This window comes from Phytomonospora sp. NPDC050363, assembly GCF_040655735.1.
In the GTDB taxonomy this organism is placed as follows: domain Bacteria; phylum Actinomycetota; class Actinomycetes; order Mycobacteriales; family Micromonosporaceae; genus Phytomonospora.
Map to the genome: position 1 here is coordinate 397,732 of NZ_JBFAKK010000004.1, position 23,229 is coordinate 420,960.

At 72.0% G+C, this 23,229-nt stretch carries 24 protein-coding genes; 12 read left to right on the top strand and 12 right to left on the bottom strand.

Features of this window, described 5'->3' with window-relative positions:
* The first annotated feature begins 74 nt into the window (after nucleotides 1–74).
* Entirely contained in the window at nucleotides 75–3,029 is a 2,955-nt protein-coding gene (locus tag AB0I28_RS13245; protein ID WP_357492810.1) for a BTAD domain-containing putative transcriptional regulator, read from the top strand.
* Between the two features lie 57 nt (nucleotides 3,030–3,086).
* Here the strand turns inward: AB0I28_RS13245 and AB0I28_RS13250 are convergent, their stop codons facing one another.
* A complete protein-coding gene (locus AB0I28_RS13250; protein WP_357492812.1) occupies nucleotides 3,087–4,229 on the bottom strand; it encodes a peptidoglycan DD-metalloendopeptidase family protein in 1,143 nt (380 codons plus the stop codon).
* Nucleotides 4,230–4,319: 90 nt separating this feature from the next.
* Here AB0I28_RS13250 and AB0I28_RS13255 point away from each other — a divergent pair, with 90 nt between their 5' ends.
* Together AB0I28_RS13255 and AB0I28_RS13260 are read left to right on the top strand one after the other, a co-directional pair.
* Entirely contained in the window at nucleotides 4,320–5,021 is a 702-nt protein-coding gene (locus AB0I28_RS13255; RefSeq protein WP_357492814.1) for a DUF2690 domain-containing protein, read from the top strand.
* Nucleotides 5,022–5,107: 86 nt separating this feature from the next.
* The gene (locus tag AB0I28_RS13260; protein WP_357492816.1) at nucleotides 5,108–6,100 is read left to right on the top strand and encodes a hypothetical protein; all 993 of its coding nucleotides are present in this window, start codon (nucleotides 5,108–5,110) and stop codon (nucleotides 6,098–6,100) included.
* A gap of 47 nt (nucleotides 6,101–6,147) precedes the next feature.
* On the opposite strand, the gene AB0I28_RS13265 is transcribed toward AB0I28_RS13260, so the two are convergent.
* The 4 genes from AB0I28_RS13265 to mltG all read right to left on the bottom strand — a co-directional run bounded on the left by AB0I28_RS13265 (nucleotide 6,148) and on the right by mltG (nucleotide 9,594).
* Entirely contained in the window at nucleotides 6,148–6,804 is a 657-nt protein-coding gene (locus AB0I28_RS13265) for a hypothetical protein (RefSeq protein ID WP_357492818.1), read from the bottom strand.
* Between the two features lie 56 nt (nucleotides 6,805–6,860).
* A complete protein-coding gene (locus AB0I28_RS13270) occupies nucleotides 6,861–7,097 on the bottom strand; it encodes a hypothetical protein (protein WP_357492820.1) in 237 nt (78 codons plus the stop codon).
* Nucleotides 7,094–8,344: an MFS transporter gene (locus AB0I28_RS13275; protein WP_357492822.1), complete on the bottom strand. Its 1,251-nt coding sequence runs from the start codon at nucleotides 8,342–8,344 to the stop codon at nucleotides 7,094–7,096. Before AB0I28_RS13275 ends, AB0I28_RS13270 begins: the two co-directional genes overlap by 4 nt.
* 98 nt (nucleotides 8,345–8,442) lie before the next feature.
* Entirely contained in the window at nucleotides 8,443–9,594 is a 1,152-nt protein-coding gene (mltG, locus tag AB0I28_RS13280; protein ID WP_357492824.1) for an endolytic transglycosylase MltG, read from the bottom strand.
* An 862-nt stretch (nucleotides 9,595–10,456) separates the two neighbouring features.
* On the opposite strand from mltG, the gene AB0I28_RS13285 reads away from it, so the two are divergent.
* A complete protein-coding gene (locus AB0I28_RS13285) occupies nucleotides 10,457–10,636 on the top strand; it encodes a hypothetical protein (RefSeq protein ID WP_357492826.1) in 180 nt (59 codons plus the stop codon).
* Between the two features lie 46 nt (nucleotides 10,637–10,682).
* On the opposite strand, the gene AB0I28_RS13290 is transcribed toward AB0I28_RS13285, so the two are convergent.
* The 4 genes from AB0I28_RS13290 to AB0I28_RS13305 form a co-directional block, all read right to left on the bottom strand.
* Entirely contained in the window at nucleotides 10,683–11,333 is a 651-nt protein-coding gene (locus AB0I28_RS13290; protein ID WP_357492828.1) for a response regulator transcription factor, read from the bottom strand.
* Entirely contained in the window at nucleotides 11,318–12,628 is a 1,311-nt protein-coding gene (locus tag AB0I28_RS13295; RefSeq protein ID WP_357492830.1) for a histidine kinase, read from the bottom strand. The genes AB0I28_RS13290 and AB0I28_RS13295 overlap by 16 nt, the downstream gene beginning before the upstream one ends.
* Nucleotides 12,629–12,673: 45 nt before the next feature.
* Nucleotides 12,674–12,916: a hypothetical protein gene (locus tag AB0I28_RS13300; RefSeq protein WP_357492832.1), complete on the bottom strand. Its 243-nt coding sequence runs from the start codon at nucleotides 12,914–12,916 to the stop codon at nucleotides 12,674–12,676.
* Nucleotides 12,917–13,115: 199 nt separating this feature from the next.
* Nucleotides 13,116–13,298, bottom strand: coding sequence for a hypothetical protein (locus AB0I28_RS13305; protein WP_357492834.1), 183 nt, complete (start codon nucleotides 13,296–13,298; stop codon nucleotides 13,116–13,118).
* Between the two features lie 173 nt (nucleotides 13,299–13,471).
* On the opposite strand from AB0I28_RS13305, the gene AB0I28_RS13310 reads away from it, so the two are divergent.
* Together AB0I28_RS13310 and AB0I28_RS13315 are read left to right on the top strand one after the other, a co-directional pair.
* Complete coding sequence (locus AB0I28_RS13310) at nucleotides 13,472–13,699, top strand: DUF2188 domain-containing protein (RefSeq protein WP_357492836.1); 228 nt, start codon at nucleotides 13,472–13,474, stop codon at nucleotides 13,697–13,699.
* Nucleotides 13,700–13,744: 45 nt separating this feature from the next.
* The gene (locus tag AB0I28_RS13315; RefSeq protein WP_357492838.1) at nucleotides 13,745–13,972 is read left to right on the top strand and encodes an EF-hand domain-containing protein; all 228 of its coding nucleotides are present in this window, start codon (nucleotides 13,745–13,747) and stop codon (nucleotides 13,970–13,972) included.
* On the opposite strand, the gene AB0I28_RS13320 is transcribed toward AB0I28_RS13315, so the two are convergent.
* Nucleotides 13,957–15,795 carry a serine/threonine-protein kinase gene (locus AB0I28_RS13320; RefSeq protein WP_357492840.1) on the bottom strand — a complete coding sequence of 613 codons (1,839 nt, stop codon included), beginning with the start codon at nucleotides 15,793–15,795 and terminating at the stop codon, nucleotides 13,957–13,959. The genes AB0I28_RS13315 and AB0I28_RS13320 overlap by 16 nt on opposite strands.
* A gap of 182 nt (nucleotides 15,796–15,977) precedes the next feature.
* On the opposite strand from AB0I28_RS13320, the gene AB0I28_RS13325 reads away from it, so the two are divergent.
* Nucleotides 15,978–16,430, top strand: a complete 453-nt coding sequence (locus AB0I28_RS13325; RefSeq protein WP_357492842.1) for a VOC family protein — start codon at nucleotides 15,978–15,980, stop codon at nucleotides 16,428–16,430.
* A gap of 105 nt (nucleotides 16,431–16,535) precedes the next feature.
* Nucleotides 16,536–17,132: a hypothetical protein gene (locus tag AB0I28_RS13330; RefSeq protein ID WP_357492844.1), complete on the top strand. Its 597-nt coding sequence runs from the start codon at nucleotides 16,536–16,538 to the stop codon at nucleotides 17,130–17,132.
* 15 nt (nucleotides 17,133–17,147) lie between these two features.
* Here AB0I28_RS13330 and AB0I28_RS13335 read toward each other — a convergent pair whose 3' ends face one another.
* A complete protein-coding gene (locus AB0I28_RS13335; protein ID WP_357492846.1) occupies nucleotides 17,148–17,360 on the bottom strand; it encodes a DNA-binding protein in 213 nt (70 codons plus the stop codon).
* A gap of 128 nt (nucleotides 17,361–17,488) precedes the next feature.
* Between AB0I28_RS13335 and AB0I28_RS13340 the strand changes: the two genes are divergently transcribed.
* Nucleotides 17,489–18,169 carry a TetR/AcrR family transcriptional regulator gene (locus AB0I28_RS13340; RefSeq protein ID WP_357492848.1) on the top strand — a complete coding sequence of 227 codons (681 nt, stop codon included), beginning with the start codon at nucleotides 17,489–17,491 and terminating at the stop codon, nucleotides 18,167–18,169.
* Nucleotides 18,170–18,178: 9 nt separating this feature from the next.
* Here the strand turns inward: AB0I28_RS13340 and AB0I28_RS13345 are convergent, their stop codons facing one another.
* A complete protein-coding gene (locus AB0I28_RS13345; protein WP_357492850.1) occupies nucleotides 18,179–19,297 on the bottom strand; it encodes a hypothetical protein in 1,119 nt (372 codons plus the stop codon).
* Between the two features lie 437 nt (nucleotides 19,298–19,734).
* Here AB0I28_RS13345 and AB0I28_RS13350 point away from each other — a divergent pair, with 437 nt between their 5' ends.
* Genes AB0I28_RS13350 through AB0I28_RS13360 form a run of 3 tightly spaced genes read left to right on the top strand, consistent with a single transcriptional unit; the run spans nucleotide 19,735 to nucleotide 23,206 of the window.
* Complete coding sequence (locus AB0I28_RS13350) at nucleotides 19,735–20,640, top strand: alpha/beta hydrolase (protein WP_357492852.1); 906 nt, start codon at nucleotides 19,735–19,737, stop codon at nucleotides 20,638–20,640.
* Entirely contained in the window at nucleotides 20,637–22,247 is a 1,611-nt protein-coding gene (locus AB0I28_RS13355) for a long-chain-fatty-acid--CoA ligase (RefSeq protein WP_357492854.1), read from the top strand. The genes AB0I28_RS13350 and AB0I28_RS13355 overlap by 4 nt, the downstream gene beginning before the upstream one ends.
* Entirely contained in the window at nucleotides 22,244–23,206 is a 963-nt protein-coding gene (locus AB0I28_RS13360) for a PHB depolymerase family esterase (RefSeq protein ID WP_357492856.1), read from the top strand. The genes AB0I28_RS13355 and AB0I28_RS13360 overlap by 4 nt, the downstream gene beginning before the upstream one ends.
* The last annotated feature ends 23 nt before the right edge of the window (nucleotides 23,207–23,229 follow it).

Below are 23,229 nucleotides of genomic sequence, written 5' to 3' on the forward strand. Positions count from 1 at the left end.
AGCCTCGCGCCACTGCGTTGCGCGACGGTTGACGGACGGTTGCCACCGATGATCCCCGCCGGTAGTTTCGGGCCGTGCGCTTCGGCATCCTCGGCCCCTGTTCGCTCGAGCTCGCCGACCGGCGTGTGCGCGTCACCCGAAGGCGCGAACGCTGCCTTTTAGGCGTCCTCCTCCTCGCCCGCAACCGCCCGGTCCTCGCCCAGCGACTGCTCGGCCTGCTCTGGGACGACGAGCCTCCCGGCGGCGCGCTGCGCAGCCTGCACAGCCACATGGCCCGGCTGCGGCGCGTCCTGGCGCCCGCCGACGGTGTGTCGCTGCGCGCCGACGGGCCCGCCTACGTCCTGACCGTCCCGCCCGATTCGGTCGACGCCGAACGGTTCCGCGTCACCGTCGCCGAGGCCGCCGGTGCCGACACGGCGGAGCGGGCGCGGCTGCTGCGCTCGGCGCTGGAACTGTGGCGCGGCCCCCTGCTCGCCGGAGACGCCTCGCCGGCCCTGCGGTCCCGGCTGGGCGCCGAACTGATCGAGCTGCGCTCCCGCGCCCGGCTCGACTGGCTGTCGGCCGAGGTCTCCCTGGGCCGCGTCGCCGAGGCGCTGCCCGAACTCGCCCGACTCACCGGCGACCGCCCGGCCGCCGAGGACCTGGCCGCCCTCCACATGCGGGTCCTCGCCGGCGAAGGGCGCCGCGCCGAGGCCCTGGAAGTGTACGAGCGCTGCCGCGCGGCCCTCGCCGAGGAGTTCGGCCTCGACCCCGGCTCAACGCTGAGGGAACTCCACCGCTCGATCCTGCGGGGCAACCGGCCCCCGGCACCCCGGCCCGCACCGGATGCCTCGCCCCCCGTCCCGCGCCAGCTGCCACCGTCTCCCACCGGGTTCACCGGCCGCACCGCCGAACTCGCCGCCCTCGACGAGCTGACCGACCCCGGCCGCCTCGCCGCCGGACCGGCACTGGCGATCCTGTCGGGCGCCGGCGGAGCGGGCAAGACCGCGCTCGCGCTGCACTGGGCGCACCGCGCGGCCCACTCCTTCCCCGACGGCACCCTCCACCTCGAACTCCGCGGACACTCCGGCCGACGGCCCGTCCGCCCGCAAACCGCGCTCGCCCGCCTGCTGCGCGCGCTGGGCGTCCCACCCGAGCGCGTTCCCGGCGACACCGACGAGGCGGCCGCCCTCTACCGCAGCACCATCGCCGGCCGTCGCGTCCTCCTGCTGCTCGACGACGCCGCCTCCGCCGAGCAGGTACGCCCCCTCCTGCCCGCCCACCCCGGCAGCCTCACCCTCGTGACCGGCAGATCCCCGCTCACCGGCCTGACCGTCCGCGAAGGCGGCGAACACCTCGGCGTCGGCATGCTCGCCGAGGACGAGGCACGAGCCCTGCTCGCCGACATGATCGGCGCCGCGCGCCTGACCGCCGAACCCCAAGCCGCCACGGCCCTCGTCACCGCCTGCGCAGGGCTTCCCCTGGCACTGCGCATCACCGCCGCCCACCTCGCGCGCCACCCCGGCCGCGCGCTCGCCGAGCAGGCGCGCGCACTGACCGGCCCCGACCGCTGGGCACAACTCACCGTCGAGGGCGACGGCTCCGTCCGGGCGGCCTTCGAACGATCCCACCGGGCCCTCACCGCGGCCGACCGGAAACTCTTCGCGCTCCTGGCCCTACCGCCCGCGCCGGGCTTCACGACCGACGCCGTCGCCGTCCTCGGCGGGGAAACCCGCGCACGAACCCTCGCCGCTCTCGAAACCCTCGCCGACGCCCACCTCGTCCACCGGACGGGCCCCGACCGCTGGGGCCTCCACGACCTGCTGCGCGACTTCGCCGCCGAACTCGCCGGCGAGGACACCGCCCACTTCGGGCGCCTCTTCGACTGGTACCTGAGGACCGCCCACGCGGCCATGGAACTCGTCGACCCCGACCCGGCCCGCGCGCCCGTCGGCGAGCGGCCAGAGCACCCCCGGGACCGTCAGCCGGACCCCGCGCCTCCCTTCACCGACCGCGCCACGGCACTGGCGTGGCTGGAGACCGAACGCGAGGGCCTGCTCGAACTGACCCGCCGGGGCGCCGAGCGAGGCCACGAACCCACCTGGCGCCTGCCGCGCCTGCTGTGGCGCTTCCACCTCCTGCGCGGACACCTCTCCGACTGGGTCGAAGGCCACGAGGCGGTCCTCCCGCTGGCCGCCGCCTCACGCGACCGCACCGCCGAGCAGGCGATCGGCGTCAGCCTCGGCAACGCCTACGGCATGACCGGCCGACCCGCCGACGCCGAAGCCTGCCACCGGCGGGTCCTCGACATCGCCGGAAGCGAAGGCGACCGGCGGCTCGCGGCCCTCGCCGCGGCCGACCTCAGCCACGGCCACCGCCGCGCCGGACGGCTCACCGAGGCGCGTTCCCTGCTGGAGCCCGCGATCGAGGCGCTGCGCGCCTGCGGAGACCGGCTCAACGAAGCCGGGAATCTCACCGACCTCGGCCGCCTCGACGGCCTGCTCGGGCGGCACCGCGACGCGATCGCCCACCAGCTCCGGGCCCTCGAACTCGGCCGATCGATCCCCGCCCCGATCATCGAGGCGCTCGCCAACGCGGGTCTCGGCCGCGCCCACACCGACCTCGGCGAGCACTCTGTCGCGATCGGCCATCTCCGCACGGCCCTCGGCCTCTACCGCCGGCTGGGCGACTTGACGGGGGAGGCCACGACCTCGGGTCTGCTCGGCCTCGTCCACGCCCGGGCGGGCCGGCAGGCCGAGGCCCTCGACCACCGCGACCGGGCCCTCGCGATCGGCCGCCGCCACGGACCGGCGTCGCTGTCGGCGGCGGTCTGCAACGACGCCGGCGAGACCAGCGCCCTTCTCGGCGAGGCGACCACCGCGCTCGCGCTGCACACCGAGGCACTCGGCAACGCCGGAGACGTGCCGTGGCAGCGGGCTCGCGCGCATCACGGCATGGCCGACGCCCTCGCGAGCCTTGGCCGCGAGGCGGAGGCCGCCGCCCATGTCCGCGCGGCGGCCGAGCTCCGGCGGGCCATGGACGGCGGCTGATTCTCCCTTGTGGATCTGGCCGGGCGGGCCGCCACCGTGGCGGCCCGCCCGCGGTGCTCAGCAGAACCCGTTGATGGTCCCGTTCACGCCCGTCCACAGGAAGGCGTCAGAGATCCACCCGCCGTCGGAGAGCCTGTTCCACACGTTCGTGGTGCCGTAGCGTCCGGTGTGCGAGGTGCCGTACGACGAGCACGAGACCGACACCGTCGCACCGTCGGTGACCGATCCGACCACGCCGTATCCGGTACCGGGGCCGGACCGCTTGTTGAGCGATCCGCCTCCGTTGGCGTCGACGATGCCCTGGGTGAGACCGAGGGCGCCGTAGTTGTACAGCGCTCCGCCGACGTAGACCCGCGCGCTGCCGTGCAGGGCCGAGCCCTGGTAGGCGGCGCCGCCGTTCTCCATCGACCACTTGCCGAGGTTGTGCCCGGCCATGCCGACGTAGGCGCTGTTCTGGCGCAGTCCGAAGTGGACGTGCGCGCCGGTCGCCGAGCCGCCGCAGGTGACGTCGGTGCCGATGTTGCCGAGGAATGCGCCCTCACCGACCGCGAGGCCGTTGGCGTTGATGTTGTTGAACAGGTGGTAGTAGTCGGTGGAGTAGCCGCGGTCGTGGATGACGCGGACCCAGCCCTTGCACATCGTGTAGGCGGTGCCGCCGCGGGCGGCCAGTACGCGGCCGTCCCCGCCGGCGAGGTCGATCGAACTCCACGGTGCCCCGCTGCCCCAGCCGTGCGGGCCGCCGGTCATCCGCCAGCTCTGCCCGACCGCGTAGGGAAGCCGCATGCCGGTGCGGAAGTCGCCGCCGGCGTTGAGGCCGGTCGGTTCGGCGGTGAACGCGGTGCGCTCCCGCGCCGAGAGCAGTTCGGCCTCGGCGGCCATGTCGGTGAACTCCGCCGTGCCGTCCAGCGCCACCCGCCAGGTGCCACCGGACTTCTCGGCGAGGAAGAGCCACCCCTCGGGGTGCTCGTCGGTGTGCGTGGTGCTCGTGAGCACGGCCGTGCCGAAGGCGCGGGAGTCGCCGTCCTGGCGCGTGATCTCGACATGGGTGCCGGCGTGGGAATCGGTCGAGCGGCCCTGGAGAGCCTCGTCGACGGCCGCCCGCAGTGACTGCGCGGCGAGAGGGGAGGCGTGGGCCGCTGCCGGCGCGCCCACGAGTAAAGCCGTGGCCAGGGCCAGGGCTACCGAGATTCGCTGTTTCATGCGCCCATGATCGGGGATCGGGCCGACGCCTCGCCAGATGTGCGTTGTCCGTGGACAATCCTGCTATGCCGAGGAGAGGAGGCCGCGTCGATGGGCCGGAGGGAACGCGAACTGAGTCCGAACGCCGGACTGGCCGGGCGCCTGGCCGCCGAACTGCGCGCGTTGCGCGCCGCCGCCGGTGGCCCGAGCTACCGCGAGATGGCGGCCCGGGTGTACTTCTCGCGCTCGGCGCTGGCCGAGGCCGCCGCCGGTCGCACCTTACCGTCGCTGCCGGTCCTGCTCGCCTTCGTCCAGGCGTGCGGCGGGGAGCCCGAGCCGTGGGCTGAGCGCTGGCACGTGCTGCGCCGTCTCATCGCGGAGGAGGACGCCGAGGTGCCACCGGCCTCGGCCTGGCCCGCCGAGGAACCGGTCGACGGTGCCGACCCCGACCGCGCCGGCTGCGGCGCCGACGCGATCACCGCCCACGCGCGCAAACTCGCGCTCACCGCCCGTCCGGTGATCATGGGCAAGGTCGAGCTGCGCTACTCGCCGCGCTGCGGCACGGCCTGGTCGCGTTTCGAGGGCTTCTCCTCGCTCGACCACGCGGCCAGGCGTCAGGACGTCGACGTCGAGGTGCAGATGTGCCGGGAGTCGGACGGCACGGTCTTGTCCTTCCGCGCGCGCTATGTGTTCGACGTGCACTGGAGCGACGTGTTGCGCACCGGCTCGGGTCCGGTCTTCGCCCGGGCCAGCCTCTACTTCGACGGGGAACTTGTCGGCGCCGGAGAGAGCGACCGCCTGATGCTCCCGTGAGGGCGGTCGGGAAAGCGCGTTCACGACCGTCCCCAGTGGACTGCGCCTGTGGCACACTGGCCTCCCCTCATGAATGGAGATCGACAATGCGAAGGTGGTTCCGGCGACACGCGAAGGTCGCCGTCGTCCTCGCCGCGGTGCTTCCCGTGACCGGCGCGGGGGTCGTGGCCTGGGCGGGCGAGACCTCGCCCCCCGTTGTCGCGGCGGGAACCTCGGTCGTCGCGCTGATCGGTGACAGCCCCTACAGCACGACGCAGCAGGGGCAGTACCCCGCGCTGGTCTCGGCGATCAACGGCGCCTCGGGTGTCGTGCGGGTCTTCCACGTCGGCGACACCAAGGCGAGCGGCGCGTGCAGCGACGCCTACTTCACGGGTGTCCGCGACTCGTTCAACACCTTCTCCGACCCGGTGTTCTTCACTCCGGGCGACAACGACTGGGCCGACTGCCACCGCAGCGACAACGGCCAGTTCGTCCCCACCGAACGGCTCGACGCGATCCGGCGGATCTTCTACCCGACGCCCGGCAAGACGCTCGGCCAGACCCCGCTCGACGTCAGCTACCAGCAGGGCTACGTGGAGAACACCCGCACGCGGATCCAGGGCGTCATCGTGGCGACTTTCCACATGATCGGCAGCGCCAACGGCCTCAACCCCTGGACCGGTCTGCCCGGCGGGGACCAGCCGGCGGCGCGGCAGGCGGAGTACAACGGCCGCATGACCGCCAATCTCACCTGGATCGACGAGGCCTTCCTGCGGGCTAAGAACGAGAACGCCCCCGGCGTTCTCCTGGTGACCCAGGCCGAGCCGACCACGGCGAGCGGCTTCCTGGAGATCCGCAACAAGATCAAGGCGAAGGCCGCCGAGTTCGGCAAGCCCGTCTTGATCGTGCACGGCGACGAGCACAAGTTCGAGTACGACGCCACCTACGCCGGGCTGGCCAACCTCAGCCGGCTGGAGGTGTGCGGAAACCAGGTGCCCGAGTGGGTCTCGCTGACCATCGACACCGCCGACCCGGGCGTGTTCAGCTGGCAGCGGCACAGCCCGCAGACGGGGATCTGCCCCGGCGCGACCACCGGCTGACGAGCCGGCGGCGGTGCCCTCGCCATCTCGGCGGGGGCACCGCCCGCTTACGGCACCAGCGACGGGGAAGCCGCGTCGCGCAGCAGCAGGCTCGGGGCGCCACCGCCGTCGGCGGGCACGGTCCACACATTCCCGTCGCGGCCGTAGGCGATGGTGCCGTCGCCGAGCCACACCGCCTGGTCGTCGATCCCGGCGGTCTCGGCGAGCGCGACGTCGGTCATGGTCGCCAGGTCGAGAACGTGCAGGCGCCAGGCCGGGTCCAGATCGGGGCTGGGTCGCTTGTAGACGATCCGGGTCCCGTCCGGAGACAGCGAGGGGCATTCGACGTCGTCGGCGATGACGGTGGCGGAGCGCCCTGAGACGCTGCCGCGCACCAGGTGCACGCTTCCCTTGGTCTTGACCGTGGCGTAGAAGGTGTCGTCGTCGGGGGCGAAGCTGAGGCCCCAGTAGTTGACGTCGGCGGCCTCGTATGCGCGCCCGTCCCAGGTCAGCGCGAGGTCCTCGATGTTCTCCCAGGCCTCGCCCGTGGCGGTGTCGATGACGCCGGTGCGGGTGGAGAACTCGGTGGCGGCGGCGTAGGAGTCGCCGGTGGCGAAGCTGGTCCAGGCAGCCTTGCGGCCCGATGGCGAGATCCGGGCCCGGCTGGGGATGCCGCCGTTGCCGGTGCTGTGCAGTGGTTGCAGCCTCGGGTCGACGACGATCACGTCGAAGGTGGTCAGGCAGACGGCGTGGTCGACGGCTGCGGAGAAGCGTTCGCAGGTCAGCGCCGAGACCCGCCGGGTCGCGGCCGGGTCGCGGCCGGGTCGGCGGCGGGCACGACCGCGACGCGGCCGGTGCCGAGGTCGCGGAAGTACAGGTTGCCGGCGGCCAGCGTCACCGGCTCGCCGGATGCCTCGGGGGCGGTCCGGTCGATCGCGGTGACGGTGTAGATCGCGGCGACGGCGAACAGCGCCAGGCCCGAGCCGAGCGCGATCCACAGCTTGAGACGCGCGGTCATGATCTTTCCTCCGTTGCGGTGGTGCCCGGCCGCAGCGCCACCGCGGCCACGCCGATTCCGGCCGCGAGGGCGATCAGTGCGGCCCACAGGACGCTGTCGACGCCCAGGTACATCCAGCCCCATCCCAGGGCGACCGAGGAGACCAGCCGGGCGACGGCCTGCCCGGTCTGGGCAAGGGCGAGGCCACTGGCCTTGACCGCCGCTGGGAGCAGCGGGCCGGCCAGTGCCATGAGGACACCGTCGCTGGCCGCGTAGTAGGCGCCGTGCAGGGCCACGACGGCGATCACGGCCGCCGTCCCGCCCGACGAGCCGGTCGCGAGGAGCACGCCGTAGGCCGCCAGCAGTGCCACGTGGCCGCCGAGGAAGACCGGGAAGGCGCCGACGGCGTCGGCGAGTCTGCCCAGCGGCCAGGCGAGCAGCAGGAAGGCCGCCGCGGTTCCCAGGGGCAGCAGGGGGAAGACCGTCGGCGTGAGCCCCGATCGGTCCGAGAGGAGCAGGTAGAGGAACCCGTCGCTGATCGTGACCAGTCCGAGCAGCGTCGCCACGAGGCACACGCGGCGAAACGCCCGGCCGCGCAGCAGTCGCAGGCCGGCCCGCAGTGTCACGGCGCGAGCCGGGAGCGCCTGGCGGTGGTCGCGGACGAACAGCGCCAGGAGGACCACCGCGAACAGGGCCACGCACAGGCTCACCACGAACACCGCGTCGTAGGCGTTTGGTGAGGTGTAGAGGATCCCGAAGGCCACCAGCGGCCCGAGGAAGGCGCCGACGGTGTCCATCGCGCGGTGCACTCCGAAGGCGCGGCCCTGCGCGGAGGCGTCGCTCGACAGGGAGATCAGCGCGTCGCGCGGCGCCGTGCGCAGTCCCTTGCCGGCTCGGTCGGCGACCAGGGCAGCGCCGATCCACGGCACCGAGGAGCCCGCGGCCAGCAGCCCGAGCTTCGCCGCCGCCGAGATCCCGTAGCCTGCCCCGGCGACGGCCTTGCGGCGCTGGAAGCGGTCGGCGACATGTCCGCCCGCCAGTCGCGCGAGCGCCGTCGCCCCCGCGTAGAGACCGTCGAGGAAGCCGAACAGTAAGGGGTTGAGGCCCAGGCCGATGACGAAGTAGAGCGGCAGGATCGCGGTGACCATCTCGCTGGAGACGTCGGTGACCAGGCTGACGGCGCCGAGGGCCACGACGTTCGCCGCGACCTTCCCGGCGCCTCGGCCCGGACCGGTCGCCTCGGGGCGGCGCGCGCTGGCGATGTACACGGGCTCAGCGGTCCGGATCGGTGGGGATGCGGGCGCGCAACGGATCTCCTTTGTCGGGGGCGCAGCGATATTACTGCGCCCCCGGAGCCCGGCCCGCGTCAGTAAGCCCCGTTCGCGATCGCCTTGTCGACATTGGCCTGATGCTCCTCGGCGGTCACCGCGAAGGCCGAGTTGCCGTCCTTGTCGATCTTCACGAAGTAGAGCCAGGGGCCGTCCTCGGGAGCGAACGCGGCGTCGAGGGCGGCCTTGCCGGGGTTGCCGATCGGGCCCGGGGGAAGGCCGAGGTTGCCGTAGGTCTGGTACGGGTTGTCGGGGTCGTGGTTCTCCTCGTCGGTGAGGTTGTCCTTGCGCTTCTCGCCGTTGAGTTCGCGCCAGTAGTTCGTGGTGGAGTCCATGTTCAGAAACGGCGGGTCCCACTGTTCGGGGTCGAGGCGGTTCCAGATGACGCGCGAGATCTTGGCGAAGTCCTTCTCGATGCCCTCGCCCTGGATGATGGAGGCGATGATCAGCGCCTCGTAGGGCGCGACGTTCTTCGCCTCGGCGAGTTCGCGCAGGCCGTCGGTGTCGGCGGTCTCCATGAACTCGGTGACCATGGCCGTGAGGATCTCGCCGGCCTCCATGCTCTCGTCGATCTCGTAGGTGGCGGGAAAGAGGAAGCCTTCGAGGCCCTCGGCGGCTTTCCCACCGTCCTGGCGGGTGTACCAGGACGGGTCGATGCCCAGCTCACCGGTGTCCTCGGCGGCCTTCTCGAAGTCCTTGACGGGGATGTCGAACTCGGCGGAGAGTTCCTTGTAGATGCGGAAGGTCTGCCAGCCCTCCTTGACGGTGAAGCCGTCGACCTGGCGGCTGTCGGGCGACAGCAGCCGTTCCAGGGCGGCCTCGGCCGACATCCGCAGGCGCATCGCGTACGTGCCCGGGCCGATGCTCGTCGCCGCGGGAGTGTCCATGGTGGCCTCGACGAAGGCCCCGGCGCTGGCGACCACGTCGGCGGCGGCGAGGACGCCGCCGATGTCGCCGAGGTTCGCGCCCGGCTCGATGGTGACCAGCACCTCGCCGGTTCCGGCGCCCTCGTAGTCGGCGGCCTCGCCGAACAGGCGGTCGTAGGCGAGCACCCCGCCGATGGCGACTCCGGCGCACAGCGCGATCACCAGCGCGACGATGAGCCCCGTGCTCCGCTTCTTCTTCCGGCGGTGGCCTCGCGGTCCGCGGGCGCCTTTCGCCGGACGCCGGCGCTCGTCGTACTCGGACACGACGTCCTCCCCAGGTGTCATGCGGTCGGCGGCCGAACGCCGTGTGGGAGGTCGTCACGCTCTCCGGCGGCCACTCGCCGGTCAGCCTACGGCCAAGGGCCCCGGGGTGTGGGGGTCCTTTGGCGAACCCGGCCGTGACGCTGGAGCGGGCACGCGGCCCCCGCCGCCCCGTCCGGCGGCGGGGACCTGGCCGTGCTTCCCCGACCACGGGCCACTCGTGCCCGTGGTGTTCGCCGAGGCTATGGCCCGGGGTTGTCACAACGGCTTCATCCGTGCGTCGTCGCAGGCCGGGGGAGTGCTGGACCGGGCCCACACAGGCCCCACGCGGCCGCTTCCGCGGTTCGGGAGGAGGGGCCGTGCCAGTTTGACGGTGAAGGTCCTCGGGGCCTTGGGAGGTCGACGTCGCCGGACGGACTCGGAGCTTCCTCGCCGCATCCGGACAGGGCGCCACAGCTCTGCGCCGACCCCCTCGACGCGGCCCCGGTCGTCCGGAGCTTCCTCGGCGCCCTCGGCGTGCCGGCCGACGGGCTTCCCTTCCGCCGCGAGGCCTGGGGCGCCTGTACCGGCCGCTCACCGCCGGCGGGCGGTGCTGTCGCCCTCGCGGCGCCGTCGAGGCTCACGAGCCTGTGACCGCCGGGCCCCTGAGCGGCGATGACGCGGGAATGAAAGGGATCTGACGCGCCGGCGGGCTTCACTGGCGGCGTCGGTGGCCGCAGGCCGCCGGCGAGCCGGGTCAGGGGGCGGGTCCACCGCCCGGGCCGCCGAGTGCGGCCACCGGCCCAGCGGCCGCGCGGCGAGGGCCGGCGTACCGCCGCCGTGACCGGCTCAAGGCAACGAGAAGACCGATCTGGAGGAGACGAGAATGGACCGGATCATCGGCAAGGTCGGCGACTGGATGCTTCGCCGGGTAGTCCCCAAGACCGCGGCACGGGCCTGCGCCGTGGAACTGGCGGGCTGCTGCGACTTCAAGATCTGCCGCTTCTGCTGCTCCGGCACCGGCGACTGCTGGTGCGCGGGCTGCACGGGCCCACGTTGCGCCTGATCACTGCGGCATGAGGGCGGACCGGCCGAAAGGTCCGGTCCGCCTCTCACGTCTCCCGGGTCTGCGACAGGTAGGCGAGCACGGCCCGTACCCGGCGGTTGGTGTCGTCGTCGGCGGTGAGGCCGAGTTTGCCGAAGATCGCGGTCGTGTACTTGCTGATCGCGCCCTCGCTGAGGAACAGCCGCCCGGCGATCGCCGCGTTCGAGAGCCCTTCGGCCATCAGCTCCAGTACCGACCGCTCGCGTTCGGTGAGGGCGGCGAGCGGGTCGGCGCGGCCGCCGAGAAGCTTGGCGACGACCGCGGGGTCGAGGGCGGTGCCGCCGTCGGCGACCCTCTGGAGCGCGTCGACGAACTGGTCGGCGTCGAAGACGCGGTCCTTGAGCTGGTAGCCGATGCCGCCGTGGCCGTCGGCGAGCAGTTCTCGCGCGTAGAGCTGCTCGACGTGCTGGGACAGGATCAGGACCGGCAGGCCGGGCACGGTCTTGCGGGCGGTGAGCGCCGCTTGGAGGCCTTCGTCGCTGAAGGTCGGCGGCAGGCGCACGTCGACCACGGCGACGTCGGGCCGCAGGGCGAGGAGCGCGTCGAGGGTGGCGGGCCCGCTGTCGACGGCGGCGACGACCTCGTGTCCGTACGCCTCGACGAGGCGGACCAGGCCGTCTCGCAGGAGGAACAGGTCCTCGGCTACGACAACGCGCACGGCACGGTCACCTCGATCCGGGTCGGCCCGCCGGCCGGGCTGTCGATCCGGACGCTCCCGTCGAAGGCCGCGAGTCGCCGCTCGATGCCGCTGAGGCCGGAACCGGGCGAGCTAACCGCGCCGCCGGAGCCGTCGTCGGTCACCGTCGCGGTCAGCACGCGACCACCATGGTCGAACTCGACCGTGACCCACGCGGCGTCGGCGTGCTTGGCCGTGTTGGCCAGCAGTTCGGCGACGGCGAAGTAGACCGCGGCCTCCACCGGGCGCTCGGGCCGGCCGGAAAGGCCGCTTCGCACCGTGACCGGGATCGGGGCGTCGAGCGCCAGCGCCCGCACCGCGTCGACGAGTCCTCGTTCGGTGAGGACGGGAGGGTTGATGCCCCGGACCAGCGACCGCAGCTCGTCGAGCGCGGCGGCCGACGCGGCCCGGGCGTCGGCGAGGACCTTCCGGGCGGCGGCCGGGTCCCGCTCGATGAGCCGCTCGGCGGCGCCCATCGACATGCCCAGCGCGACCAGCCGCGCCTGCGGCCCGTCGTGCAGCCCGCGTTCGATCCGCTCCAGCTCGGACAACTGGGTCCGGGTCAGATCCGCCCGGATCGCTTCGAGCTCCTCGACCCGCTGAGGCGGCTGGGAACCGCGGGGAGGCGTCAGCAGGCGGGTGGCGAGCGGCCCGGCGACGCGCCACGCGAACGGCGCACCGGCCAGGCCCGCGACGACGAGCCCCGCACCGACGGGCCGGAGGCCAGGCGGCGGCCAGAGCCAGACCCCGAAGGCGATGGACGCGAGAGGGAGGGCCGCGACCGGCAGTACGGTGATGCCCGCGGCCAGCAGCCAGGCGGCGTCACGGCGGGCCTGCGGATCACGCCGGAGGCCGTCCAGGAGCGCGCGGCGGCGCGCCTCGCGCTCGCTGCCGTGATACTCGTGGCCGTTCCACCAGTAGCCCGTCGCCATCCGCGTCACCGGCGCGACCGGCAGGTAGCTCGACTCGATCGGCGCACCCCGCCAGCGGCCGAGGACCCTGCGGGCCGCCTCGCTGAGCGCGCGCCCGGCGAAGACCCACGTGAGCCACACCGCGACGCTCGTCCACAGCAGCGCCATCAGCATCTCGCCGCCGAGGGCGAGCAACCGGACCGCCAAGGGCGGCGACGAGCCGTCGGACCAGGACAGGGCGAACAGCAGACCGGGCACACCGACCCCGGCGGCGACCAGCGCCACGGGCCCGGTGAGCGCGACCAGGACCGCCGACCGGTAAAGGCCGACCGGGATCGCTCCACCCGAACGCAGCCGCGATGCCATGGTCTTTCCTTCCGCCGTGATCGACTCAGTGTTCACCACGCCGGTTCACCGCCCGTCGCCGTGGCCGGCGGGAGTGACCTCGCCGTCCGGACGCGCCCGCCGGCGGCCGATCACACCGCTGATCCACAGGACGGCACCGGTCACGGCCGTCACCAGGCCGTGCACGGCGAAGCCGGGCGCCACCGCCAGGGCCACGACGGTCCAGGCGAGGCCGGCGACGGTGAACGACGCGCCGGCGAGGACTCGCCGGCGCGGCTCGATCCGGCCGAGCAGAAGCAGTACGAACATCGCGTTCCTCCAGGTCCCGGCGGTGCGGGGGCACCGAACCGGTCCTTGAAGACGCTATGGACGCGCGCCCTTCACCGGTATCCGTCCAGACCCCCGGCCGGGTGGGTCCAGACCCACCCCAGGTGCACCGGCGCACAAAGAACTCCGGTGCCGACCGCGGCCGCGGTCGGCACCGGAGTGCGCTGAGATGGCGTTCGCTCTAGAGGATCGTCAGCCGGGCCTCTTCGCGAAGTTCGCGCTCGACGTCGTTCACGTCCGGAAGGGTGTCGAGCACGACGGGGACCGCCGTGTCGAAGTCGGCGTCCTCGAACGCGGGATCACCGTCGTCGAGCAGACGGGCGGCGGCGACATGGTGGGCGGCGCTGAGCGTTCCAAGAGTCATGGTGGGCCTCCAAAAGGGGTAACAGGGTCTTACCCGCAAGATCGACCTTTTATGCCTTGAGAGCGTCGTCACACGCTTTTCGCCGTTCGTCCGCGCGGTTGACCGGACCCGTTGTGGGTAAGACCCCTGAGGAGCCGCCACCAGGAGGCTGACGACACGAGAGGAGATCGACCATGACCAGCGAGATCCACACCGTGTGGGACGCGGAGCGCGAGCAGTGGAAGAACCTCCGCGAGGGCGGCGGCCGCGCATCGGCGTACTTCGACCTCAAGAGCGACGCGGTGGAAGCGGCACAGGGTACCGCCGAGCGCGAGGGCCTCGAATGGATCGGCCACCGCAAGGATGGCGAGATCAACGAACGCAACACCTACCGCAAGGACCCGCACCCGCCCACAGGGTGATCGCCCGAACGCCCCCGATACCTACCCCCGCAAAGGAACGAGACCATGAGCGAACTCGAGGACGCCGTCCGCGCCTTCAGTGAGATCGACCTCGACGGCGACGGATTCATCACCCCTCGCGAGATGAAGAAGTACTACGAGGGCATCTTGGCCAATGAGCAGATCGATCTGATCTTCAAGCTCACCGACGCCGACCACGACCGCCGCATCGACTTCGAGGAGTTCGCGCCGGCGCTCGCCGCGACCGTGGCCGCCGGTCACCAGTCGTCGTAATAGTTCTGAGGGCCCGCCGCGCTCGCCGCTTCGTCGGCGGCCGCGGTGACCCACTCCGTGATGCTGCCGTCCTCGCTGAGGTTGATGTAGAGCGCCGTGGAGTGGATCAGGTACCGGTGCGACTGCGACATGTAACCGGCCATCTCGGCGTCCGACCAGTACTGGTCCTCGTCGCAGATCTCGTGGCCGGGCTCGGGGTCGGCCGGGCACCAGATCCCCCAGTCCTGGGTGTAGGTGTCGACCGCACGGTCGTAGGCGTCCTCGGCGCCGGCGGCGTCGTCGAGCGGCATCACCATGACCGACACGAGGATCTGGTCGGTGTGGTCGACATAGCTGCCGACGACCATCTCGTCGCAGCCGTAGTCGTCGAGGATGTCCTGGATGTCCGCGGTGTGCGAGTCCTGCTCGCAGCCGACCTCGCCCGCCGAGCGCAGTGTGTAGAGCACTTCCTCGGAGTCGGTGAAGGAGTCGGGGAGCAGCGCGGTCGAGGTGATCGGCGTGTCGTCGGTGGAGACGTCGTCGAGGTCGGTGGGGTCGAAGGTGGGCGTCGGCTCGGTCGTCGGCGTCTCGGTGTCCTCGGTCGCCGGATCGTCCCAGTAGTCGGTGGGGGTCTCCCCGGCGGTGTCCAGCGTTCCCGAGTCCCCGTCGCCGCTGACGGCGATGACGACGGCGATCACGATCAGCAGGACGAGCACGAACGCGCCGCCGACGATCGACATGTCCCGGGCCGTGGTCGACTTCGGCGGCGGCGGTGCCAGGAACGGCGGCCCGCTCGGCGCCGGCCACCCGCCCATGGGTGTGATCGACGGGGGAGGCGGGGCGTACTGCCAGGCCGGCGCGGTCTCGTAGTGCGCCATCTGATCGAGCCGCGCGCTCTCGTCGGCGAGCGCGTACTCCTGAACCGTCGGCGCGGCGGGCGGACCGCCCGGTGACCAGGAGGCGAAGTAGCCGATCGCGGCGTTCTGCTCGCCGATCATGTGCTGCACCGGAGGGGTCCACGGCTGCCCGCTCGGCGCGACCATGCCGACGGCCCGCTGGATCTCGTCCGGGGTCGGGCGCGCGGCGGGATCCTTGGCGAGGCAGCGTTCGACGATCGCGCGGACCGTGGGTGCGATCGCGCTGAAGTCGGGATGGCCGTTGACGACCTGGTAGAGGACCTGCATGGGGGTGGCGCCCTCGAAGGGCGCCCGCCCCGTGCAGGCGAGGTAGAGCACGCAGCCGAGGGAGAAGATGTCGCTCGCCGCGCTCACCGGCTGCTCGCCGGCGTGCTCGGGGGACATGAAGGACGGTGAGCCGACCACCCAGCCGGTGTGCGTCAGGGCGCTGCGGCCGTCACCGTCGGCGGCCCGGGCGACCCCGAAGTCGATGACCTTGGGGCCGTCGGGGGAGAGGATCACGTTGGAGGGCTTGAGGTCTCGGTGCACGATCCCCGCGCGGTGGACCTCGGTCAGCGCGGCGGCCAGGCCGGCGGCGAGGCGCAGCGCCTGGTCTTCGGGGAGAGGGCCGCTCGCCGCGACCGCCTGTTCGAGAGACGGCCCTCGCACGAATTCCGAGGCCAGCCACGGTGTCGGCGCGTCGGCGTCGGCGTCCACGACGGCGGCCGTGTACGGTCCCGCGACCTGCCGGGAAGCGTCGACCTCGTGCCGGAAGCGGGTGCGGAAGCCCTCGTCGGCGACGAACTGGGGCCGGATGAGCTTGAGCGCGACGAGTTTCCCGTCCGGCGCGGCGCCGAGCAGGACGCGGCCCATCCCGCCTTCGCCGATCTCGGCGAGCACCCGGTATCTTCCGACGGTGCGCGGATCCGAGTCCTGCAAGGGCTTCACGGGCGTTCCCCTTCTGGGTGGCGGGACGTAGGCCGCTCGGGCCGGCGCCTCACTATCATGAGTAGAGCATATTTCTAGAACACTGCTCTAGTCCAGTCCTCGCCGCGGTGTCGGTGGCCGCCCTACGAGTGAGTTCCTGTTCCGCTTGCGCGCGCTCCCGTGTAACCGCTATAAATAGTTACATGGCACTGAACTGGAAGCTCGTCATCGACAGCGAGAACGCACCCGCCCTGGCCGACTTCTGGGCCGCCGCCCTCGAATACGAGGTGGAGGATCCGAGCGCGCTCATCGAGCAGCTGCTCGCGGCCGGCCACCTCCCCGAGGAAGCGGTCACCGAGCACGGCGGCGGCAAGATCTTCCGCGGGTACGCGGCGGTCCGGCACCCCGAAGACCCCTTCGACGAGACCAGTGGCGTCGGAAAGGGCCGGCGGCTGCTCTTCCAGGACGTCCCGGAGGGCAAGACGGTCAAGAACCGCCTGCACATCGACGTCCACAGTGAACCCGGCGGGCTCGACGCCCTCGTCGAACGCCTGGAAGGTCTTGGCGCCACCCGGATCCGCGAGTTCGACAAGGGCCCGGCCGGTCACTGGTGGCTCATGCAGGACCCCGAGGGCAACGAGTTCTGCGCCGCCTAGGGCTTGGCGGAGACCCACTCGAACACGCCCTTCGGGCTCGGTGAACTTGTTCTGCGGCATGGTGGGTATACGGAGAGGCACACCGCCGCGACCCGAGGAGTCCCCATGACGACCACCCCTCCACCCGAGATCGCCGACGAGCACCCGGCCGCCGCCGCGGCGAGGCTGGCCAGCGTCGAAGGCACCGACGCCGCACTCCGCCTCGACGGATCGGTGATGCCGCCGCACGTCCACTTCTTCTTCGACGACCGGGAGGAGCCCTACGGAGGCCACATCCGCTCGCGTCCCTACCAGCGCGGTGAGGACGCCGCCGAGGCCGTCGCCCGCCTGGGTCTGCTCCCGTCCGTCCTTCGCGCCGACCGGATCCTCGTCGTCTGGGAGCACTGCGACCTCCACGTCGCGCTCGAAGCGCCTGAGGCGCACTCGTTCCCCTTCGCGGTGATGTCGGTCGAGGCCACGCCGTCGACCGAACTGACGATCGGCCACGCCTTCGAACTCGACTTCGCGCCCGGCACGCCGATGGAGCCCTTCACGCCGACCATCCCGCAGTGGGGGAGTCCGAAGGTCCAGACCCGCTACCGTCTGCCCGCGCCCATCACCCGGCTCATCGAACTGTGGCTGGAACCGCGGGCAGGCGACCCCGAGGAGACCATGGACGCGCTCCAAGAGGAGGGGTACCGCATCGCCTTGGCCGTCGCGTGAGTCGCCGGGGCGCGGTCATTCCTCCGCGAAGGCCAGTCCCCGGTCGGCCAGCTCCTCGCCGAGGATCCGGATCGACTTCGGACCGATCCCGTGGAGTCTGAGCAGAGCCGCCGCCGACACGCCGGTCAGCTGCTCGTAGCGCGTGTACCCGTGCGCGGCCAGCTCGCGCCGGGCCACCTTGCCGATGCCGTGCGGGAACTCCGTCTCCACCTGATCACCGCTCGCCATCCCGGGTCCCCCTGTCGTCGGCGCCTGCCCGGCCAGGGTAGGCGCCGGATCCGACGAAAAGGCCGCAACCCGCCGACCCCTCGCAGCTCACGGGTCCCCGTCCGCGTGCCGCCCACTAGACTCCGCCCGTGACCACCAAGCCGGACGGCCGCCCCGACCGCGCCGACCTCCTGCGCCTGGCCGCCGACCACGGCCCGCCCATCGAAGGCGCCGCCGGCGACGTGCTCCCGCCGCGCGTCACCGCCACCGGAACGATGCGCCGGCTACTGGAAGAGGCGCTGCGGCAGATCGCCGCGCGCGGGTTCCACGCCGTGTCCGTCCGCGATCTCGCCGGCTCCGTCGGCATCCACCCGAGCACCGTCTACGCCCACGTGAAGTCCAAAGAGGACATCCTCGCCGAACTGATCCGGCACGGCCACGACGAGCACCTGGAAAGACTGACCACCGCGCTCGCCGAAGTCGGCGAGGATCCCGCCGGCCGGCTGACCGCGCTCGTCGGCGCCCACGTGCGGCTGCACGCCGAGTACCCCCTGCTGGCACGCGTGTGCAGCCGTGAACTGGAGGCGCTGACGGGAGACACGCGCAGGCAGGCGTACGCCATGCGCGTGCGGGCCGAGGAGCTGTTCCTCGACGTCGTGGTGCGCGGTCAGCGCGCCGGAGTCTTCCGCGAGTGCGAGCCGCTGCTGGCGGTGACCGCGCTCGGGTCGATCGGCATCCGCGTCGCCGAGTGGTGGCGCCCGGAGTTCGGGGTCGACGTCGACGAGCTGGTGGAGACCTACACGGGCTTCGCGCGGGGGATGTTGGCTTGAGGGGCGGCGTCAGCCCGTGGGCAGTACGGCCGCGGGCCGGCCGCCCCCGGTGAAGCTGATCGCCACGTGGCCGTTGAGGGCGTACGGCGCGAAGAGGATGTCGGTAACCCAGTCGGCTCCAGTGCGGGCGTCGAGGATGACGCCTTGGTCGCCGGTATGTCCGTAGACGGCACCGTGCCAAGTCGCGGTGACCTGAGGCGCGATCCGGGACGCGTCGGAGTCGTCGAAGTCCCACAGTGACTCGCCCGTCGTGGCTTCGAAGGCGCCCACGGCCCGGTCGGCGAGGTGGCACACGACGATGGAGAGGTCGTCATAGAGGCAACTGTCGTAGACCGGTGTGCCGGTGACGTCGTTGCGCATTTCGCCCGTGGCCGCGTCGTACAGCTCGAACGAGCTGTACTGGCCCCATCCGGAACCCTTCTCCAGCGCGAAGAGATGCGGGCCGGCGGGCACGATCGGCGCCCAGGCGAAGCTGCTGTCCCGGAGGTTCCAGAGCACCTTCCCGTCGGCGATCGCCAGACCGGCCTGGCCGTATTCGGGCAGTGCGGCGTCCGGTACGGCCACTCTTCCGACGACCGCGTCCGAGGCCACCGTGATGGCGTCGAATCCCGTACGGCGCCAGGTCTCCTTCTGGGAGCGCAGGTCGATGACGGCGACTTCGAGTGCGTCGTGGACCGTGAGAGCCAGCACGGCCCGCTCTTTCGCGGCACCGACGAGTCGAAAGCTCAGCCGCGACGCCTCGAAGGACGCCGCGGGCATGTCCACGACGGCACGGCCCACCACCGCGTGGCTCTGGGCGTCGATGGTGAGGAGTTCGACAAGGTGCCCGCCGCGCTGAGTGCCGGTCACCGGCTTGTCGACGAGGAACGGCGCCAGCACGACATCCTTCCCGTCGAGGTTCATGAGGATTGGAGCGATCGGACGGTTGAGCGCCATGTGCTCCCGGAGCTCGACTCCGATGCCGTTCTCCGGTGAGATGGTCGCAAGTGTCCCGCCCGTGCGGGAATCGATGATCGTCAGTGCCAGCGTGGAAAGGGCGTAAGTGATCGGCCCGCGCAGCGCGACGGGAAAACTGCTCTCGATTCCGTTCGGACTTCCCGGGTGTGCGGCCATCACCTCTTCGGGCATCGGGACGGGATTCTCAAGGTCGAACGCCAATGGCGGTTCATACGCTCGCGATTCGGCCGGGTCCGCCGGCATGTCGATCGTTGCCGACTGTGCGGCACAGGAACTCGTAGCGGCTAAGGCGAACGAGAGGAACGTCGAACAGAATAGACGTTTGGCTTGCATGGCCGCTCCCATTGTCGATCTTGTTCGTACGAGTCGATCGGCGATTCGACGCCTTAGTTTTCACGACTGGGGTGATCTTCGATGCTCGGGTTCCTATTACCGAGCGGTAGCCGTTGAACCGGACCGAAGATCACCGGGTGAATGTCCGCGGCGGACCAAAGAGTCCGCATCGCCCTTCTCCGCCCACCACTACCCGTCCCACCTCTTGACACCCGCCCAACACCGCCCCACACTGGCTCCCACCAGTACCAAACGATCGTTCGTATGGGAGCCCCATGGCCATCATCCCCGACCACCCCGCGCAGGGCCGCGTCACCGGCGACGGCGCCGAACTCGCCTTCGGCCACTGGCCCGGCCAGGGCCCGGCCGTCGTGGCGCTGCACGGCCTCACCGCCTCGCACGTCAATTTCGCCGGCATCGCCGAACGCCTTGCCGGCCGCCGCCCGCTCCTGGCCTTCGACCTGCGCGGGCGCGGCCGCTCCGACAAGCACGGCCCGTACGGCATGGCCCAGCACGCCAGGGACACCGCCGCCGCGATGGTCTCCTTCGGCCTCGGCGAGAGCGTCGTGGTCGGCCATTCGATGGGCGCGTACGTGGCGGTGGCGCTCGCGGCCATGTACCCACAGCGCGTCGGCGGCCTGGTGCTCATCGACGGCGGGGTCCCCGTCCCCGCGCCGCCGGTCCCGGTCGAGCAGCTCCTCGCCCCGCAGCTGGCCCGCCTCCACCAGACCTTTCCCGACACCGAGTCCTACCTCGACTTCTGGCGTGCCCTCCCGGTCTTCCCCGAGGCGAGCTGGGACGGCCCCGGCCGGCGCTGGGTGGAGGCCTACCTGCGCTACGACCTCGGCGGTGAGCCGCCCGCCCTGCGTCCGCGGGCCTCGGCCGACGCGGTCCGGGCCGACCTCGTCGACAGCCTCGCCCCTGAGGTCCTGCGTGAACGCCTCGCCGGACTGTCGGTGCCGGTCCTGCTCCTGCGCGCCGAGCACGGTTTCCTTCCCGGCCAGCCGGGCCTCATCCCCGACGCGTCGGCGGCCGCCGAGCTCGTCAAGGACTTCACCGACCGGCTCCTGCCCGGCACGACCCACTACACGATCGCGATGGACGAGCCGGGCGCCACGACCGTCGCCGACGCCGTCGTCGAGTTCGCGCGCCGCTGCGACCGCTTAAAGGAGCACGGATGAACCTCAACATCTGGGCGCTGTTCGGTCACGCCGCCCGCCATCACCGCGAGGTCGAGATCGTCACGGGCCTGCCCGGCGGCGCGGTGCACCGCTATACCTACGGCGACTTCTGCGACCGCGCGGAAATGCTCATGGCCGCCCTCGACGGTCTGGAACTGGCCGAGGACGCCGTCGTCGGCACGCTCGCGTGGAACTCCCACCGGCACCTGGAGGCCTACTTCGCCGTCCCGGGCACCGGCCGCGTCCTGCACACCCTCAACCTGCGGCTCTCCCCGGCGGAACTGGCCAGGGTGATCGAGCACGGCGGCGACGAGGTGATCCTCGCCGACGCCGATCTCCTCCCGCTCCTGGTGGCGGCCAAGGCGGCCGGCGGTCTGGGCCGGGTGCGCCACGTGCTGGTCCTCGGCGACACCGACACCGACGCCGTCGACCTGCCGGGCCTGGTGTCCTACGAGGACCTGATCGCCGTCCATGAACCGGGCTACCCGCGCCGGGAGTGGGACGAGCACCGTCCACTGGGGATCTGCCACACCTCGGGGACCACCGGCGATCCCAAGGGCGCCGTCTACACGCACCGTTCGACCGTCCTGCACGCCTTCGGCGTCGCCGCCGGCTCGGGACTGGGCCTGGGACCCGGCGACTGCGGCCTCGCGGTCGTCCCGATGTTCCACGGGAACGCCTGGGGAATGCCGTACGCGGCGACCATGGTCGGCGCCAAGCAGGTCTTCCTCGCCGGCCCGCTGACACCCGCCCGCCTCGCCGAGCTGATGCTCACCGAGGAGGTCACCGTCTCGGCGGGCGTCCCGACGGTGTGGCTCGACTTCGCCGAGCACCTCACGGCCACGGGGCTGAGCCTGCCCGACCTGCGGCACGTTGTCTGCGGCGGCGCCCGGCCGCCGCGATCCCTGGTGGACCGGTACCGCCGGGAGTTCGGGATCCCGCTCGTCCAGGCGTGGGGCATGACCGAGACCTCGCCGCTGGGCAGCGTCGCCTGGCCCAAGCACCACATGCGCCACTGGGACGACGAGCGCCTCCTCGACGAGGCCGGCGCGCAGGCCGGGATCGCCTCTCCCGGCGTCGAGGTGTCCATCAGGGACGGACGAGGAGAGGAGGTTCCCTGGGACGGCCGGACGATGGGCGCCCTGCACGTGCGCGGCATGTGGGTCGTCGACGGATACCTGCACGGCGAGGCACCCGGCCAGTTCACCGACGGCTGGTTCGCCACCGGCGACGTCGCGGTCGGCAGCCCGTACGGCTACATCCGGATCGCCGACCGCACCAAGGATCTGATCAAGTCCGGCGGCGAGTGGATCTCCTCGGTCGACATGGAGGCCGCCCTCATGGGGCACCCCGACGTCGCCGAGGCCGCCGTCGTGGCGATCCCCGACCCGCGCTGGCAGGAACGGCCGCTCGCCTGCGTGGTCCCCGCGCCCGGACGCGAGCCGCGGCTGGAGTCGCTGCGCGAACACCTGCTGGGCAACGGATTCGCGCGCTGGCAGCTTCCGGAGCGGATGGAGTTGCTGGAGGCCATCCCGCGCACCGGCGTCGGCAAGTTCGACAAGAAGGCTCTGCGCACATCCATCGACGAGAAAGGAACCCTCCGATGATCAAACGGGCGATCGCCCTCGCCGCGGTCTTAGCCGCCCTGCTCACCGCCTTCGCCGTCCCGGCTCAGGCGGCGAGCGGGAGGTACTTCTACGGCGTCCACGCCGGCCTCGCCGGCGTCCGCGACTACCACGGCTACGTGCCCTCCACATACCGTCCCGGCACGCCGATGCCGCTGCTGGTCGCGCTGCACGGCTGCACCGAGAACAGCTTCGGCTTCGACCTGCTCACCGGTTTCAGCGCCCTGGCCGAGGAGCGCGGCTTCATCGTCGTCTTCCCCGACCAGAGCACCCTCGCCAACCCCGCGCAGTGCTGGAACTGGCCGCTGCCGACCAATCAGCACCGCGGTCTCGGCGAGCCCTCGCTCATCGCCGGGATCACCCAGAAGGTCCGCTCGCAGTACACCGTGGACAGCGCGCGGATCTATGCCACCGGCATCTCGGCCGGGGCGGTGATGTCGGGGATCCTGGGCGTGACCTACCCCGACGTCTTCGCCGCCGTGGCCATGGGCGCCGGTTGCGAGTACCAGTGCGACATCCTCGCGCAGCGCGATCCCGACGAGCAGGGCCGGGCGGGCTGGCGTGAGATGGGCTCGCGGGCCCGATCGGTTCCCGTGCTGGTGTTCCAGGGTTCGGCCGACCCGGTCGTGCCGCCCGCGACCGCCGGGCGGGTGATCGAGCAGTGGGCGCAGACCGACGACCTCGCCCTCGACGGCGCCGACGACGGCGACATCGACGCCGTCGCCGAGTCGGTCGTGCGGGGGAGCGTCCCCGGTGGCCGGACGTACACGCACTCGGTCTACTCGGGCCCGGGGCAGGGTTCGGTGCTGGAGCTGTACATGATCGACGGCGCCGGGCACTCCTACCCCGGTGGCTGCTCGTGCAGTCTTTACGGCGATCCCTCGGGCCCCGACGCCAGCGGCATCACCTGGGACTTCTTCCTGGCGCATCCCCGGCGCTGAGCACGGGACGGACCCGGCCGGGT